Source organism: Pyxidicoccus caerfyrddinensis (assembly GCF_010894405.1).
GTDB classification, from domain to species: domain Bacteria; phylum Myxococcota; class Myxococcia; order Myxococcales; family Myxococcaceae; genus Myxococcus; species Myxococcus caerfyrddinensis.
In genome coordinates this window covers 193,052-207,663 of record NZ_JAAIYA010000007.1, presented here as the reverse complement: position 1 = coordinate 207,663, position 14,612 = coordinate 193,052, and the positions used below count along the sequence as shown (strand labels likewise).

Below are 14,612 nucleotides of genomic sequence, written 5' to 3'. Positions count from 1 at the left end.
TCCCATGCGGACCTTCCTGCGCGGGTGCCTGTTGTGGGGCGTGCTCTCCGGTGTCCCCGCCTGGAGCGGTCCGCCTCCGGCTCCAGCGCCTCCGGCATCCCCAGCGCCCCCGGTGCCCCCGGCCTCCCCGGCCTTCTCCCCCGAGGTGCAGCTCTGCCTCCAGCACCTCAAGCCCTCCGAGCGCGCGAGGGCGACGAAGGCACTGGGGCCACTGGACGAGCTGCCGCGCTACCGGGTGCAACTGGACGTGGACCCGGCCGCACGCGAGGTGACAGGCCGGGTGCAGGTGGAGGTCCTGGCTCGCGAGACGCCCCTCACGGAGCTGTACCTGCGGCTGACGCCCAACGCCCAGGGGCGCCGGGTGACGCTGTCCGGGGCGAAGGTCGGCGGGCGGCCGGTGAAGCTGGAGCGGCCGGAGCCCACGCTGTACCGCGTGCCGCTGGAGGAGCCGGTCCCTGTCGGCGCGGCGGCGGTGGTGGACGTGGCGGTGAAGGCCACGGTGCCCCAGGCCGCGGCGGGAGGCGGAGGGATGCTGTCGGGGCTGCTGGGCGGAGGCTCGCGAGGCGGTGGCGGAGACCACGGCGCCTTCTCCGCCACGGAGGACTTCCTCAGCCTGGTGGGGGTGGTGCCCCAGGTGCCGCCGACGGACGCCGTGGGGCGCCCCTGGGACGGGCCGCAGGGCATTGGCGACCTGGCGCTGTATGAGCCGGCGCACGTGCTGGCCACCATCACCGTGCCCTCGGGCTGGACGGTGCACGCCACGGGCGCGCCCATGGGCGAGGTTCCCGAGCGCAACGGCCGGATGCGCTTCGCCTTCGCGGCGGCCGCGGTGCGCGACTTCCCCATCCTCGTGTCGAGGGGCTACGAGAGCTCCACGGCCACGGTGGGCGGCGTCACCGTGGAGAGCCACTACGCGGCGCGGGACAAGGCCGCGGGCGAGCGCGTGCTGAAGTACGCCAGCGCGATGCTGGAGGAGTACGAGCGGCGCCTGGGGCCGCTGCCCTACACGCACTTCCGCGTGGTGGAGGCGCCCCTGTCCGGCGGCGCGGGCGGCATGGAGTTCCCCGGGCTCGTCACGGTGGCCACGTCGCTGTACCGCGGCTCCGCGGACCCGACCGAGGCGCTGGCCGGCCTCCAGGGGATGGAGGGGCTCGAGGAGCTGCTGGGGGCGATGGGGCAGGGCGGCAACCCCGTCATGGCGCACCTGGGCGAGGTGCTGGAGCGCACGCTGGAGTTCACCGTGGCGCACGAGGTGGCGCACCAGTACTTCGCCGGCCTCGTGGGCTCGGACCCCATCCACATGCCCGTCGTGGACGAGTCGCTGGCCCAGTACACCGCGCTCCTCTACGTCGAATGGAAGCACGGCAAGGGAGCGGCGGACGCGCAGCGGAAGGAAGCGCTGGTGTCGTCGTACCACCTGTACCGGTTGTCGGGCGGGAAGGACGGCCGCGCGGACCGGCCCACGGGCGACTTCGCGGACGAGTTCGAGTACGGCGCGCTCGTCTACGGCAAGGCGCCGCTGCTGCACCAGGCCTCGCGGCAGCTCGTGGGGGACGCGGCCTTCCTCCAGGCGCTGCGCGCGTACGTGGACACGTACCGCTTCAAGTGGGCCGGCGGGGACGGCTTCACCCGCGAGCTGGCGAAGGCGAGTCCCGCCCACGCGAAGCGACTGGAGGCCCTGCGCGTGCGCTGGTGGCTGGAGGCGCACGGCGACGAGGACCTGGGCAAGGCCGACCTGGCGTCGATGCTGGGCGCCCAGGGGCTCGGGGACCTGGGGGACTTGCAGGGTATGGAGCTGGACCCGGCGTCGAAGCAGCTGTTGGAGCAGCTGATGCCGGGCCTGCTGGGGGAGTGAGCCCGGCCGTCAGTCGAAGAGGGCCTGGACGAACTCGCGCGGCTCGAAGCGGCGCAGGTCGGCGATCTTCTCGCCCACGCCCACCCAGACGACGGGCAGCTTCAGCTCGTCGCAGATGCCGATGATGACGCCGCCCTTCGCGGTGCCGTCCAGCTTCGTGAGCGCAATCGCGGTGACGCCCACGGCCTCGTGGAACTGCTTGGCCTGCTGAATCGCGTTCTGGCCGTTGGTGGAGTCCAGCACCAGCAGCACCTCGTGCGGTGCGCCGGGCTGCGCCTTGTCCATGACGCGCTTGACCTTCTTCAGCTCTTCCATGAGCGGCGCCTTGGTGTGGAGCCGGCCCGCCGTGTCGGCGATGACGACGTCCGCGCCCTCGTCCTTCGCCTTCTTGATGGCGTCGAAGATGACCGAGCTGGGGTCTCCGCCCTCCGCGCCCTTCACCAGCTGGGCCTTCGCGCGGTCCGCCCACACGTCGAGCTGCTCGGTAGCGGCGGCGCGGAAGGTGTCTCCCGCGGCGAGCACCACCTTCTTGCCCTGGCCGGTGAGCTTCGCCGCCAGCTTGCCGATGGTGGTGGTCTTCCCTGCGCCGTTGACGCCCACCACCATGACGACGTGCGGGGGGCCTCCGCCTTCCAGCGAGCGCGGCACTGGCAAGTCGCAGATGCGGGCCACCTCGTCGCGGATGAGGGCCTTGATGCGCTCCGGGTCCTTCAGCTCGTTGCGCTTGAGCTTCTCGCGCGCCACCTCCACCAGGTGGTTGGCGGTGCGCACGCCGATGTCCGCCGTGAAGAGGATTTCCTCCAGCTCCGCCAGCACGGACTCGTCCACCTGGCGCTGCTGGCCGAACAGCCCGTTGAGCCGGGCCATGAAGCCCTGGCTCTTCGTCTTGTCCAGGCCCTGCGCCAGCGTGCGGCCGGCCTCGGCCTCCACCTTGGCGCGCGCGGCGGCCTCCTCGGCGCGGCGGGCCTCCTCGACGGCGGCGGCCTCGCGGGCGCGCTCCTCCTCCACGAGCCGCTGCGCCTCGGCCTGCTCGCGCTTGCGCCGCTCACGGGCCTCGTCGTCGGCGGCCTTCTTCGCGCGGTACTCGGCGCGCTTCTCCTCCTCCTCGCGCTCCTTGAGGTCCCGGGCCTGCGCCTCCAGCCGGGCGCGCTCGGCGGTGTCCGTGGTGGTGCGGGCGGCGCGGGCGGCCTCCTCGCGCTGGCGGGCCAGGGTGGCGGCGCGCTCATGCGCCTCCTCCGCCTCGCGCAGCCGGGCGGCCTCCGCCTGCGAGGGCGGCAGCTCCACCCGGAGCTGGGGCCGCTCCGCCGGCAGGGCGGGCTTCTCTCCGGGGACGGCGGTGGGCTTCTTCGCTTCCGGCGCGCGCTTGCGGAAGAACATCTTCCGCGCGGCCAGCACCATCAGCAGGACGAAGAGGCCCGCGGCGCCAATGCCGACGGCATCGCCTATGGGGAAGCCCTCAGTCGGGGGCGTGCCGGTGCCCGGCTGCGTGGTGCCCCCGCCCGGAGTGGGAGCGGGGGAGGGGGCGGGCGGCACCTGCGCGGCCAGGGCGTCGAGGGCGTTGGGCGTCTTCATGTGCGCGGCCTCGCATACACCAACGCGCAAGTGGATGCAGCGCCCGTGGCCGGGTAGAAACCCGAGGCCATGCGCCTCAAGCTCTCCAGTGTCCTGCTTCCGTCGGTCCTCCTCCTGGGCCCCGCCTGCATCGTCGAGGCGCCCGGCGGCGCCAGCCCGCAGGAGCGCCGCGCGGCCACCGTCGCCCAGGTGCCGCCCCTGTCCCTGCGCAACGGCGCCAACCTCGGCGGCAAGGTGGAGCTGGTCGGCGCCACCGTGCAGCCCGGCCGGCTCACCCCGGGGGAGCAGGCCAAGGTGACGCTCTACTTCAAGGTGCTCCAGCCCCTCGAGGAGGACTACCTCGTCTTCGTCCACGTCGAGGACGCCGAGGGGCGCATGGAGCGCATGAACGTGGACCACAAGCCCGCGGGTGGCCTCTACGCGACGTCGCAGTGGAAGCCCGGCGAGACGGTGAAGGACGAGTTCGCCATCTACGTGCCGGCCGGCGCCGGTCCGCGCGCGCTCAACATCTGGCTGGGCCTGTGGGAGCCGCGCACGGACTCGCGTCTGCGGCTCACCAACCCGGATGCCGTCCGCAACGACGGTAGGGACCGCATCCTGCTGGGGCAGGTGCCCGTGGCGCGCTGACGGCGCGCCTCGCGACGGAGTGGCTTGCAGGGGAGAAAAAAGCCGGAGTGGCCCTGTAAGCCGGGTTCTGTCACCACCCCTTTCGAGGTGGGCAGTGAACATTCATCTAGGGCCCTGGTTGCCCAGGGACCTCATCAGCGAGCAACCCGAACGCTTGGGACGGGCCATCCCTGTCCCCCCGGACTGCGAGGGACGCGCTCCTATTGGCTCTTGCTCCAGGTGGGGTTTACCGTGCCGTCCGAGTCACCCCGGACGCGGTGCGCTCTTACCGCACCGTTTCACCCTTACCCGCCCCTTGCGGAACGGGCGGTCTGTTTTCTGTGGCACTTTCCTGCGAGTCGCCTCGACTGGCCGTTAGCCAGCACCCTGCCCTACGGAGCCCGGACTTTCCTCCCGCCACCCGTGACTGCGGTGGCCGGCGTTCACCCGGACCACTCCGGCACCGTGCCCTTACAACAGGCGGACGGCGCAGGTCCACTCCGGGGGGCGGGGGCCCGTCAGCAGCTGTCGGGAGTCAGGGAGCGCGGCTCAGCCGCCCCGGCGCTCGGCGCGCGCGGCACGGGGACGGGGCTCACCCCGGCCTTCCAGCGGCACGGCGGCGTCCCGAGGCGCGGGCTGGGCAGGGGAATTCTCGCGCGCCTCCGGCGCGAGCACCGCGGCTTCGGCCAGGCGCCCGGCGACCTCCTCGAGGAGCTGCCCGAGGTGCTCGCGGGTGACGCCGCGGAAGGCGCGCACCGTCGACGGCAACGGCTCCTCGCGCGCGATGTGGCGGAGGATGTCGATGACGGACGGCGCGGGCATGACGGCGGGGACGGTGAGCGCTACTTCGTCGCCGCGGGCGTTTCCTGGAGGGCTTCCACCGCGTAGATGATGCGGTTGCAGGACGGGCACACGTCGGTGCCCAGCGAGGTGCGCAGCTGGTTGTAGAGCTGCGGGGGCACGTTCATGTTGCAGCCCTGGCAGGTGCCAGCCACCACGCCCACCAGCGCGGGCAGCTTCTTCTTGCGAATCGCCTCGTAGCGGCGGAGCAGGTTGGCGTCGACGCCCGCGGACACGCCGGAGCGGCGGCCCTCGAGCGACTTCACCTGCGCCTCCGCCTCGCCCAGCTTGCCCTTGAGCTCCGCCATGCGGCCGGACAGGCCCTGCTGCTTCGTGGCGAAGTCGGACTCCTTGGACTTGATGGCCTCGCGAGCGGCGCCGAGCTGCTTCGTCAGCTCCGCGAGCTCCTCCGCCATGGTGAGGTTCGCCTTCTTGGCGATGTCGATTTCACGGGCCAGGGCGGAGTACTCGCGGGTGGAACGCTGCTCGCTGAGCCGCGCCTCCCACTTCTTCACCTTGTCCTTCTCGTCCGTGATGTTCTGCTCGAGCTGCGACTTCTGGCGCTCCATGTCCGTAAGCCGCGCCCGCTCGGCCTCGATGGCGCTGCGGGCCACGCCCAGCTCCCGCTCCAGCTCGGCAATCTGACGGGGGTGAACGTCCGCGGCCTTCCGGAGCGAAGCGACCTCGAGGTCTACGTTCTGCAGCTCCGCCAGCGCTTTCAATTTCTCCCGCAAAGTTGCTGCCTCCCACAGGGCCGCACCGTGTACGGCGGCGCTCTTGTACCAACAAGGGTGATGGGGGTCCAACGCCCAAATGGCCCATGAGTCATCCCCTGGGCCTCGGGCAGGCGTGCTGCATTTGAAACAGCTTCACGCACCGGTTAGACCGGGCGCGTGTTCCGCCCCCTCCTGCTCTGCTCCTTCCTGCTCGCGCTGGCCCCCGGCTGCCGCGAGTCCGCGCCCCCTCCGCCCGTGGCCCCCTCCGCCGGAAACCCGGACACGCCCGTCGCGTCTCCGGCACCCGCCGCCACCGGGTGGGGCACCGTCGAGGGCCGAATCCGGCTTTCCGGGACTCCGCCCCCTCCTGCACGCAGCCCCACGAGCGGCACCGTCGTGTCCGTGTGCGGGGAGCAGGCGGAGGACCGCTCCCTCGTCGTCGGAGGCGAGGGCTCGCTCGCCTACGTGGTGGTGTCCCTGAAGGAGGGGGCCTCGCTGCCCGCGTCCCGCCAGTCCCCACCCGAGCCCGTGCTGGACCAGAAGCGCTGTCTCTATGACCCGCCTGTCCTGGCCGCGCGGGCCGGCGGCACGCTGGCGCTGCGAAACTCGGACCCCCTGGTCCACAACGTGCGCGCCGCCTCCGGTGCCAACCGCGCCTTCTTCAACGTGGCCATGCCCCTGGAGGGGATGACGGTGCGCCGTCCCCTGCCCGCCGCGCCGGGCGCCGTCCCCATCCGCTGCGACGTCCACCCCTGGATGCACGCGATGGTGCGCACCTTCGACCACGGGTACTTCACCACCAGCGGCGCCGACGGACACTTCCGCCTGGAGGTGCCCGAGGGCGCCCACACCCTCGTCTTCTGGCACGAGCGTCTGCCGGAGCTGGCACGCACCGTGAATGTGAAGAACGGCGAAACCGTCCAGGTGGACCTGGAGTGGGCGGTGGACCAGCTGAAGTAGGTCCGGGTGGACAACCCGGTGCAGGCGCCCCGGCCGTATCCGGTGCGGGGCGACGGGCGTCGCGGAAATAATTTCGGCGCTCGACGTATAAGTGAGTGAGAGGCGGATTTTCGAATGCCGTTTCCGTTCTGGTGGAAATATTGCTATAAGATTGCTGTCAACGAGACGAAGGGGGGCCGAGTCATGCATCAGCCGAAGAAGCGGACGACTTTGACGAGCGACCTGAGCACGGTGGAGTCGCCCCGAAAGGCGAGCGCGCGACCGGTGGGCATGCAGGAGATGGGGCCCGGCCTCTACGAGCAGATCCGCCGGGCACTCCTGGAGCTGAAGCCCGTCTCGGGAACCTGAGGGCGGCGCACGGCCCGGGGCGCTCCCGTCATGGGGCGCCCGCCGGGCAGCACGACAGCAATGTCCTGAAGAAAGCGAAGGGGCTCCCGGCATGTGCCGTGGAGCCCCTCGGTGCTTCAGGACTAGATGTCTTCCTCTTCTGGCTCCGCGGCGGCCTCTTCGTCGTCGAAGGTCTCCAGTTCCTCCTCTTCCTCCTCACCCGCGGCGGCTGGCTCCTCCGGCTCGATGGGTTCGATGACCTTCGGGGCAGCGGCCAGACGGCCACGGCGTCCCTCGGGCTGAGGCTTGAGGGCCGGGCTCTCCCGCTGATCTGCCCCACACTTGGGGCAGAGCGGGTCCGGCTTCTTCATGTCGTAGAACTTCGTCTGGCACTTGTAGCAGACGTACTTCGTTCCAAGATCCTTCGCCGGCATTCGCCACCTTTGGAAAGGCCAGTGGAGACACGAGAGGGCGGCTGAATAGTTGGGCTGTCGGACAGAGTCAACCTGTGGTTTGCGCGGGAGATTTCTAGCGGTAGCATCCGACCCGCGCTTTCCCCCGAGTTTTCCCCCGGAAGTCGGACGCTCCCCTTGAACTTCACCTGCGACAATTGCCAGAAGCGGTATTCCATTGCGGACGAAAAGGTCCGCGGCAAGACGGTCAAGGTCCGCTGCAAGAACTGCCAGAACGTCATCACCGTCGAAGGACCGTCCCTGCCCCTGGAGGAGAGCACCCGCGTGGTGTCTCTCGCGGACGTGGAGCGCATCCGCGCCCAGGAGCGCTCCCTCGCGGAGCCCGAGCCGAGCGCGCCCGTCGCGGCGGCACCTGCCGTGGCCCGCGCCCCTGCAGCCGCCCTCCAGACTCCCTGGGACGACGAGCCGACCCGTGCGGTGCCGCTGAAGCCAGCGGGCTCGCCCTGGTTCGTCATGGTGCGCAACAAGCAGGAGGGGCCGCTGGACGAGGGCGCCCTCCGAGAGCTCGTGGCCACTGGAACCGTCAGTGGACGGAGCTTCTTCTGGCAGCAGGGCATGGCGGACTGGAAGCGCGGCTCGGACATCCCCGAGCTGGCCGTCCTCTTCGCGGCGCCCCCCGCGCCCGAGCCGCCCCCGCCGCCGCCTCCTCCGGTGGAGGAGCCACCTCTGGCGCCCGCGCCATCCCGCGCACGGGCGGCCTCGGCCCGCCGTGAGCCCGAGCCCCAGGCCTTCGTGCCGGAGCCCGAGGAGCCCGCGGCCCCCGAGCCCCAGCAGCAGGCCTGGGACCCGGAGCAGGACGAGCCGGAGCGGACCTTCTTCGAGGAGCCCGACCCGCGCGTCCAGGCCCAGGGCCGGCGGGGCCAGGCCCCCGCGCAGGCCGCCGCGCCGCTCAATGACGACCTGTTCTCCGACCTGGACCTGCCCGGCAATCGGGGCGACGGGAACGAGGACGATGGCCAGGGCCAGTACGACGACCCGCTGGCCGCGCTGGGCGGTGGCGACCCGAACGAGCGTCAGCCGGTGGAGGACACCCGCCACTTCGCGGCGAAGTCGGGCGTGACGCGGCGCAACCCCGCGTGGAAGTACGCCGTCGCGGTGCTGCTGCTGCTCCTCGTCCCCCTCGGCGGCGCGTACGTGCTGTCGGAGACGCTGGGCGTGGTGCCCCTGCGCGTGAAGACGGTGGACGCCGAGGGCCATCCAGTGGAGCAGCCCATCTTCTCCACCCGGGGCGTGGGCGCGCTGCGCGACAAGCTGCTGGGGCGCGAGCCGCCGGCGGCCCCTGCGCCGAAGCCCGTGGCTCCTCCCGCCGAGAAGCGTCCGGCCGCGCCCGCCCCGGAGCCGGAGTCCGCTCCCGCTCCCTCGGGCCAGGCCCCCACGGGCACCGGCACGCCGACGGGCGCCGCGCCGGCTCCGTCCGCCGAGCAGCTCCAGGCCGTCTACGCGGACGCGGACAAGAAGGACGTGGGCCCCGACGTGCGCAAGGACGCGGAGGTGGCCGCGACGGACTCGGACGAGGTGGGTGGCCCCTCGGACGAGGAGGTGGAGCGCGTGGTGGACAAGGCGCAGGACGCGTTCCGCTCCTGCGTGGAGAACGAGCTGCGGAAGAATCCGTCCTTCCGCGTGGGCAAGGTGACGCTCACCGCGACGGTGGGCAGCTCCGGCAAGGTGAAGGCCGTCACGCTCGACAAGAAGGACCTGAGCCGCTCCCCCGTGGGCTCCTGCATCCGCGACCGTGCGAAGAGCATGGTGTTCTCCGCCTTCGCCGGTGATGACGTGGACCTCGAGATTCCGCTCGTCCTCTCCGGGACGCTGTAGCCGGCCGCGCCCGTGAGCAGCCAGGGGGCGGAGCTGTCTCGGGCGGCGGGCGGCCGCCTGCCCCGCGCGGTGGTGCTGCTGGGGCTGGTGTCGCTGCTCACGGACGTGAGCAGCGACATGATCTTCCCGCTGCTGCCCGCGTTCCTCGCGGCGCGCTTCCCCGCGGCGCCGCTGCTGCTGGGCGCCATGGAGGGGCTGTCGGACCTGGTGTCCGCGCTCCTCAAGTACCGCTCCGGCCTGTGGGCGGACCGGGCGCGCCGGCTCAAGCCGCTGGTGCTGATGGGCTACGGCGTGTCCTCGCTGGCGCGGCCGCTGATGGCCTTCGTCACCCTCGCATGGCAGCCCCTGCTCATCCGCGCGCTGGACCGCGTGGGCAAGGGCGTGCGCAGCAGCCCGCGCGACGCCATCATCGCCCACTCGGTGCCGGAGGGCGCGCGGGGGCGGGCCTTCGGCTTCCACCGGGGCATGGACCACGCGGGCGCGGCGCTGGGCGCGCTGGTGGCCATGGCGCTGGTGGCGCTGGGGCTGCGCGCGGAGCAGGTGTTCCTCGCGGCGGCGGTGCCGGGCTTCGTCGCGCTGCTGTGCCTCCTCGTGGTGAAGGAGCCCGAGCGCTCACCAGAAGCCCACGGCACGGGCGCGGCGCTGGTGCCGGTGCCCCGCCGGCTCGGCTACTACCTGGCGCCGGTGGTGCTCTTCGGCGTGGCCAACTCCACGGATGCCTTCCTCTTGCTGAAGCTCACCGAGGAGGGCGCGCCGGCGGCGCTGCTGCCCATGGCGTGGCTGATGCTGCACGTGGTGAAGGCGGCCGTGTCCTACCCGGCGGGCTGGCTGGCGGACCGGCTGGGCTCGTCGCGCGTGGTGCTGGCGGGGTGGGGACTGTACGCGCTCAGCTACGTGGCGCTGTCCCTGGTGCGCAGCATCCCCGGCACGCTGGCCGTCATGGCCGTCTACGGGCTGTACCACGCGCTGGCGGAGGGGGCGGAGAAGTCGCTGCTCACCTCGCTGGTGCCACCGTCCGCCCGGGGGCGCGCGTTCGGCCTCTACAACGGGCTCACCGGCGGGGCCTCGTTGGCCGCGGGCCTGCTGTTCGGCGCGGTGTGGACTCGGTGGGGCAGCGCGCCGGCCTTCCTCTCTGCGGGCCTGCTGGCGGCGGTGAGCGCGGTGCTGCTGGCGGTGCTGCTGCCCCGGGCCCGTCCCGCCGTGACGGCGCCCCTGGCCTGAGGCTACAGGTCGAAGTCGCCGGACGGCGGCTTCTTCTTGCCCTGCTTTGCCCGCTGGCGGGCCTCGCGCACCTGGGCGCGCAGGGCCTCGGTGGCCTCGCGGTCCACGCTCAGCGTGTCCAGGTCCAGCACGTCCCCCTCGCGCACCCCTTCCGGCAAATCGCTCAGCGGGCGCGTCTGCTGCTGGCCCTCCACGACGAGCACGGCGACGTCGCCTTCGATGCGGTCCAGCGTGGCGCGAGTCATGCGCGGGGCTCCTCTAGGGGTTGCAGTCCTTGGCCGGCCGCCGGCCGCGGGCGGCTTCCTCGCGGGACTTGAAGACGATGCGGTTGGACTGCTTGATCTTCGCCGCGTTCCGGCAGAAGGGCAGGTGGAAGACGTCTCCCTTGCTGCTGGCGACGTACACCTCCGAAGCCCCCTCGCGCGACTCCGTACCGCCGCGAGGCGGGCGCGCCTCCGAGCGCGAGGGCCGCGGCGCGTCCGGGGCCGGCAGGTCGTCGATGTCCACCACCTGGCCGTAGCGCGCCAGGTTCGTCGAGCCCCGGGCTCCCGGCGTCGTGCCCCGGACGGGCGGGGCCTTCGTGGCGTCCGGCTTCGCTGTGTCCTGCTTCGGGGCCTGGGCGACGGGCAGGGTGTCGGTGTCGCCGAGCCCGTGGAACGTGTAGCGCGTGTCCTCCGGCACGTCGTCGGGCAGGCGCTGCGGGGTGACGACGAGCTGCTTCCCGTCGCTCACCACCTGCACCTCGCCCGCGTCGTCGGTGTGGAACACCTGGGCGCCCACGGCCTTGAGCCGCGCCAGCGTGGCGGCCGCCGGGGTGTCGCCGGTGGAGATGACGGCGGCGCGGGGCCGCACGGCCTCCAGGAAGGCCTTCGTCGTCGGCCCGTCCGCGCCGTGCGCCGCCACCTTGAGCACCGTGGCCCGCATGGGTGTGCCGCGCGCCAGCAGGGACGCCTCCGTCTTCGCGTGCGCATCCCCCGCGAAGAGCACCGCCGTGTCGCCGTACGTGAGGCGCAGGACGATGGAGTTGGCCTCCAGCGGAGCCTCCGGCACGTCGAGCAGCTTCTCGGTGGGGTGGCGCGGCCACAGCACGTTCAGCTCCACGCCCGGGCCCAGCGGCAGGCGCAGCGGCGCGTTGGGCGTGTTCTGCGGCGGCGCCGCGGAGACGAACTCCACGCCCATTCGCCCCAGGCGGGTGAGCAGGGCGTCGTAGTCGGGGGGCGTGGACTCGAGCTGCGGCTCCATCAACTGCTTCGCGCCCACGCGCCGCAGCACCGCCTCCACCCCGCCATGGTGGTCCGCGTGCGGGTGCGTGAGGATGACCAGGTCCAGCCGCTGCGTGAGCAACTCCGGCAGCCGGTTGAGCAGGTGGTCCGCCGAGGAGGCGGGGCCCGCGTCCACCAGCACAGTGTGCCCCTCCGGCGACACGATGAGCGCCGCGTCCCCCTGGCCCACGTTGAAGAAGTAGACGTGCAGCTTCCCGTCCGGGGCCGCGCCGAAGTAGCGGCGCGCCTCGACGGGACGGGTGACGGCGGCCGGCGGTGGCGGCGCGGGCGGCGGAGGCTCCTCGCAGGCGGCCGCGGCCACCAGCACTCCCAGGAGGCAGAACAGGCGCGGGCTCATGGGTGGCAGTCCTCGGCGGGGCGGCGCTCGCGCTGGGCGGCGGCGCGGCTGGAATAGACGGTGCGCTCGGACTTGGAGCGCTTCAAGGTGGCGCAGTCCTCGCGGTGGAACACCTTGCTGCCCTTCAGGCTGACGAAGGGCCCCGCTCCCTCATCGCCCCGCGAGGACGCCGGAGCGGACTCCCCGGTGCTCCGCGACGTGACGGTGGCCACGTCGCGCGCGCCGGGCTCGGGCTCCTTGTCCCGCGAGCCGCCACGGGCACGCTTCGCGCTGGGGAGGATGGGGCCGAGCGCGACGGGGCCGGGCCTCACCACGCCGGGCACGGCCAGGGGCGCGGCGCGGCCCTTCTCGGAGCGCAGCGTGACGGTGTTGCCGTCGCTCACCGCCACCACCTCGCCGTCCTGGTCCGTGCGGAAGACGCGGGCGCCCGACGCGTCCAGGCGCTGTAGCGCTTCCTGGGTGGGGTGCCCGTAGTCGTTGCCGGCGCCGCAGGAGATGACGGCGGCCTTCGGCTTCACCGCGGCGAGGAAGGCGGCGGTGGACGAGTAGCGCCCGCCATGGTGGGCCACCTTGAGCACGGTGGAGGAGAAGTCGATGCGCTTCTGGAGGAGGACGGCCTCCGTGTCCGGCTCGGCGTCGCCGGTGAAGAGGAACGCCGTCTTCCCGTACGTCAGCTTGGTGATGACGGAGTTGGAGTTCGGGTCCGAGCGCGTGTCGTCCAGGAAGGGCTCCTGCGGCACGCGTGGCCACAGCACCGTGAGCGAGGTGCCCTCGCCCAGGCCGATGGTGAGCAGCGTCTGCGGCGCCTGCGGGTTGGGCTCCGGGTTCATCACCTGGCCCACCGAGCTGCCCACTGCTTCCAGCAAGTCCCTGTACGCGTCGCTCGGGTGGTCGAAGCCCGGGTCCATGAAGCGCTTCGCGCCCACCGCCTTCAGCGCGTGCGCCATGCCGCCCAGGTGGTCCAGGTGCGGGTGGGTGAGGATGACCAGGTCCAGCGGCTCCTTCACCAGCTGGCGCAGCCTGCGGGCCAGGTGCTCGCGCGCCTCGGGCGGGCCTCCGTCGATGAGCACCGTCTTGCCCGTGGGCGACACGATGAGCGCGGCGTCCCCCTGGCCCACGTCGAAGAAGTACACCGTGAGCGGCTTCACGGCGGGCGAAGGCGCGGCCCGGCCCGGGAGCGAGGCGAGCAGGAGGACGAGGAGGGTGAGCAGCCGGGCGGAAGACGTCACGCAGCGGACTCTAGCGCTCCGCTCCTGTCTTCGGCACCTGCGGGAGGGCAGCGGACGCGTGCTCCCCGTGCGACCGCTTCCCGAGGGGCGGGAAGTGGGCTAAGGGGCGCGTCATGTCCGACTCCCAGGACGTCTTCGCGAAGTTCCTCGAGGAGCTCGCCGACCAGGCCCGCCGTCGCATGGATGCCTGGAAGGAGACCTCACCCACGGAGCCCGGTGCTCCCGCTCCGGATTCCCAGACGTCCACCGCCCGCGTGGACATGGAGTCCATCCGCTCCCCGGCGGACCTGGCGCCCTACATCGACCACACGCTGCTCAAGCCCGAGGCCCGCGCCGAGGACGTGGTGAAGCTGGCCGAGGAGGCCCGCAAGCACGGCTTCGCCACCGTGTGCGTCAACAGCACCCACGTGGCCACCGCCGCGCGCGTGCTGGCCGGCGCCACCACCGTGCCCATCGCCGTGGTGGGTTTCCCGCTGGGCGCGTCGCTGCCGTCCGCCAAGGCCTTCGAGGCCCGCGAGGCCATCCGCGCCGGGGCGCGCGAAATCGACATGGTGCTCAACGTGGGCGCGCTCAAGTCGCGCGACTACGCGCTCGTCCACCAGGACATCGCCACCGTGGTGGACGCCGCCCGCCCGCTGCCGGTGAAGGTGATTCTGGAGACGTCCCTGCTCACCGACGAGGAGAAGGTGCTCGCCTGCGCCCTGTCCAAGGCGGCGGGGGCTGCCTTCGTGAAGACGTCCACCGGCTTCGGCGGGGGTGGCGCCACCGCCGAGGACGTGGCGCTGATGCGCCGGGTGGTGGGCGACGACGTGGGCGTGAAGGCGTCCGGCGGCATCCGCTCCGCCGAGGACGCGATGAAGATGCTGCGCGCGGGCGCCAACCGCCTGGGCGCGTCCGCGTCGGTGGCCATCGTCAGCGGCCAGGCCTCCACGGCGAAGTACTGACACACGGCGGCGAGACGTGAACGCGAAACAGCGAGAGGAATTCAAGAAGCTGCTGCTGGCGCTCCACTCCGAGCTGACGGAGAAGACGCCCGCCAGAATCGAGCCCAACCGCACCGACGACGCACGCATCGGCGGCGACGAGGACGAGCAGCCCCTCAACGAGATGATGCAGGCCATCGCCTCCAACCGGAACCGGAACATGGACGGCGTGCTGGCCCGGGTGATGAAGGCGCTGGGCAAGCTGCGCGACGACCCGGACTCCTATGGCGAGTGCGAGGAGTGCGGCGATGAGCTGCCCCTGGGCCGGCTGCGCGCCATGCCCTACGCGGAGTACTGCGTGACGTGCCAGGGCGCCAAGGACGGCCCCAAGGGCCGCGCCACCCGCAAGAAGCTTACCGACTACACCTGAACAACCGGCGCGCGAGCCGCGTGCT

The 14,612-nt window shown here is 72.3% G+C and carries 15 protein-coding genes and 1 other RNA gene; 8 read left to right on the top strand and 8 right to left on the bottom strand.

The window, feature by feature from the left end; genetic code table 11:
* The first annotated feature begins 4 nt into the window (after positions 1 to 4).
* Positions 5 to 1,855 (top strand): M1 family aminopeptidase, encoded by a 1,851-nt coding sequence (locus tag G4D86_RS18655; protein WP_163995324.1) that lies wholly within the window; start codon positions 5 to 7, stop codon positions 1,853 to 1,855.
* Between the two features lie 9 nt (positions 1,856 to 1,864).
* Here the strand turns inward: G4D86_RS18655 and ftsY are convergent, their stop codons facing one another.
* A complete protein-coding gene (gene ftsY / locus G4D86_RS18650; RefSeq protein ID WP_163995323.1) occupies positions 1,865 to 3,427 on the bottom strand; it encodes a signal recognition particle-docking protein FtsY in 1,563 nt (520 codons plus the stop codon).
* Between the two features lie 69 nt (positions 3,428 to 3,496).
* Here ftsY and G4D86_RS18645 point away from each other — a divergent pair, with 69 nt between their 5' ends.
* Positions 3,497 to 4,054, top strand: coding sequence for a hypothetical protein (locus G4D86_RS18645; protein WP_163995322.1), 558 nt, complete (start codon positions 3,497 to 3,499; stop codon positions 4,052 to 4,054).
* Between the two features lie 40 nt (positions 4,055 to 4,094).
* Here G4D86_RS18645 and rnpB read toward each other — a convergent pair.
* From rnpB to G4D86_RS18630, 3 genes are all read right to left on the bottom strand, one after another.
* Positions 4,095 to 4,492: RNase P RNA component class A (rnpB, locus tag G4D86_RS18640), an RNA gene on the bottom strand.
* Between the two features lie 90 nt (positions 4,493 to 4,582).
* Positions 4,583 to 4,855 carry a hypothetical protein gene (locus tag G4D86_RS52935; protein WP_240360332.1) on the bottom strand — a complete coding sequence of 91 codons (273 nt, stop codon included), beginning with the start codon at positions 4,853 to 4,855 and terminating at the stop codon, positions 4,583 to 4,585.
* Positions 4,856 to 4,875: 20 nt separating this feature from the next.
* The gene (locus G4D86_RS18630) at positions 4,876 to 5,607 is read right to left on the bottom strand and encodes a zinc ribbon domain-containing protein (protein ID WP_163995321.1); all 732 of its coding nucleotides are present in this window, start codon (positions 5,605 to 5,607) and stop codon (positions 4,876 to 4,878) included.
* Positions 5,608 to 5,766: 159 nt separating this feature from the next.
* Between G4D86_RS18630 and G4D86_RS18625 the strand changes: the two genes are divergently transcribed.
* Complete coding sequence (locus G4D86_RS18625) at positions 5,767 to 6,549, top strand: cupredoxin domain-containing protein (protein ID WP_163995320.1); 783 nt, start codon at positions 5,767 to 5,769, stop codon at positions 6,547 to 6,549.
* Positions 6,550 to 6,732: 183 nt separating this feature from the next.
* Positions 6,733 to 6,897, top strand: a complete 165-nt coding sequence (locus G4D86_RS52145; RefSeq protein ID WP_205519629.1) for a hypothetical protein — start codon at positions 6,733 to 6,735, stop codon at positions 6,895 to 6,897.
* A gap of 122 nt (positions 6,898 to 7,019) precedes the next feature.
* Here the strand turns inward: G4D86_RS52145 and G4D86_RS18620 are convergent, their stop codons facing one another.
* Positions 7,020 to 7,310 carry an FYDLN acid domain-containing protein gene (locus G4D86_RS18620; RefSeq protein WP_163995319.1) on the bottom strand — a complete coding sequence of 97 codons (291 nt, stop codon included), beginning with the start codon at positions 7,308 to 7,310 and terminating at the stop codon, positions 7,020 to 7,022.
* A 156-nt stretch (positions 7,311 to 7,466) separates the two neighbouring features.
* On the opposite strand from G4D86_RS18620, the gene G4D86_RS18615 reads away from it, so the two are divergent.
* Both G4D86_RS18615 and G4D86_RS18610 read left to right on the top strand, forming a co-directional pair.
* Complete coding sequence (locus G4D86_RS18615) at positions 7,467 to 9,164, top strand: AgmX/PglI C-terminal domain-containing protein (RefSeq protein ID WP_163995318.1); 1,698 nt, start codon at positions 7,467 to 7,469, stop codon at positions 9,162 to 9,164.
* 12 nt (positions 9,165 to 9,176) lie between these two features.
* Positions 9,177 to 10,385: an MFS transporter gene (locus G4D86_RS18610; RefSeq protein WP_163995317.1), complete on the top strand. Its 1,209-nt coding sequence runs from the start codon at positions 9,177 to 9,179 to the stop codon at positions 10,383 to 10,385.
* A 2-nt stretch (positions 10,386 to 10,387) separates the two neighbouring features.
* Here G4D86_RS18610 and G4D86_RS18605 read toward each other — a convergent pair whose 3' ends face one another.
* From G4D86_RS18605 to G4D86_RS18595, 3 genes are read right to left on the bottom strand one after another with little or no spacing between them, the layout of a single operon-like run.
* A complete protein-coding gene (locus G4D86_RS18605) occupies positions 10,388 to 10,630 on the bottom strand; it encodes a DUF3006 domain-containing protein (protein ID WP_163995316.1) in 243 nt (80 codons plus the stop codon).
* 13 nt (positions 10,631 to 10,643) lie between these two features.
* Positions 10,644 to 12,005, bottom strand: coding sequence for an MBL fold metallo-hydrolase (locus G4D86_RS18600; protein WP_163995315.1), 1,362 nt, complete (start codon positions 12,003 to 12,005; stop codon positions 10,644 to 10,646).
* Entirely contained in the window at positions 12,002 to 13,234 is a 1,233-nt protein-coding gene (locus G4D86_RS18595; protein ID WP_163995314.1) for a ComEC/Rec2 family competence protein, read from the bottom strand. The genes G4D86_RS18600 and G4D86_RS18595 overlap by 4 nt, the downstream gene beginning before the upstream one ends.
* Before the next feature lie 113 nt (positions 13,235 to 13,347).
* Between G4D86_RS18595 and deoC the strand changes: the two genes are divergently transcribed.
* Entirely contained in the window at positions 13,348 to 14,178 is an 831-nt protein-coding gene (gene deoC, locus G4D86_RS18590; RefSeq protein ID WP_163995313.1) for a deoxyribose-phosphate aldolase, read from the top strand.
* A 16-nt stretch (positions 14,179 to 14,194) separates the two neighbouring features.
* A complete protein-coding gene (locus G4D86_RS18585; RefSeq protein WP_163995312.1) occupies positions 14,195 to 14,587 on the top strand; it encodes a TraR/DksA family transcriptional regulator in 393 nt (130 codons plus the stop codon).
* Positions 14,588 to 14,612 lie beyond the last annotated feature (25 nt).

Coding starts and splice junctions, on each gene's coding strand:
- G4D86_RS18655 (WP_163995324.1), top strand. CDS start 5: ATGCGGACCTTCCTGCGCGGGTGCCTGTTGTGGGGCGTGCTCTCCGGT.
- ftsY (WP_163995323.1), bottom strand. CDS start 3,427: ATGAAGACGCCCAACGCCCTCGACGCCCTGGCCGCGCAGGTGCCGCCC.
- G4D86_RS18645 (WP_163995322.1), top strand. CDS start 3,497: ATGCGCCTCAAGCTCTCCAGTGTCCTGCTTCCGTCGGTCCTCCTCCTG.
- G4D86_RS52935 (WP_240360332.1), bottom strand. CDS start 4,855: ATGCCCGCGCCGTCCGTCATCGACATCCTCCGCCACATCGCGCGCGAG.
- G4D86_RS52145 (WP_205519629.1), top strand. CDS start 6,733: ATGCATCAGCCGAAGAAGCGGACGACTTTGACGAGCGACCTGAGCACG.
- G4D86_RS18620 (WP_163995319.1), bottom strand. CDS start 7,310: ATGCCGGCGAAGGATCTTGGAACGAAGTACGTCTGCTACAAGTGCCAG.
- G4D86_RS18605 (WP_163995316.1), bottom strand. CDS start 10,630: ATGACTCGCGCCACGCTGGACCGCATCGAAGGCGACGTCGCCGTGCTC.
- G4D86_RS18600 (WP_163995315.1), bottom strand. CDS start 12,005: ATGAGCCCGCGCCTGTTCTGCCTCCTGGGAGTGCTGGTGGCCGCGGCC.
- deoC (WP_163995313.1), top strand. CDS start 13,348: ATGTCCGACTCCCAGGACGTCTTCGCGAAGTTCCTCGAGGAGCTCGCC.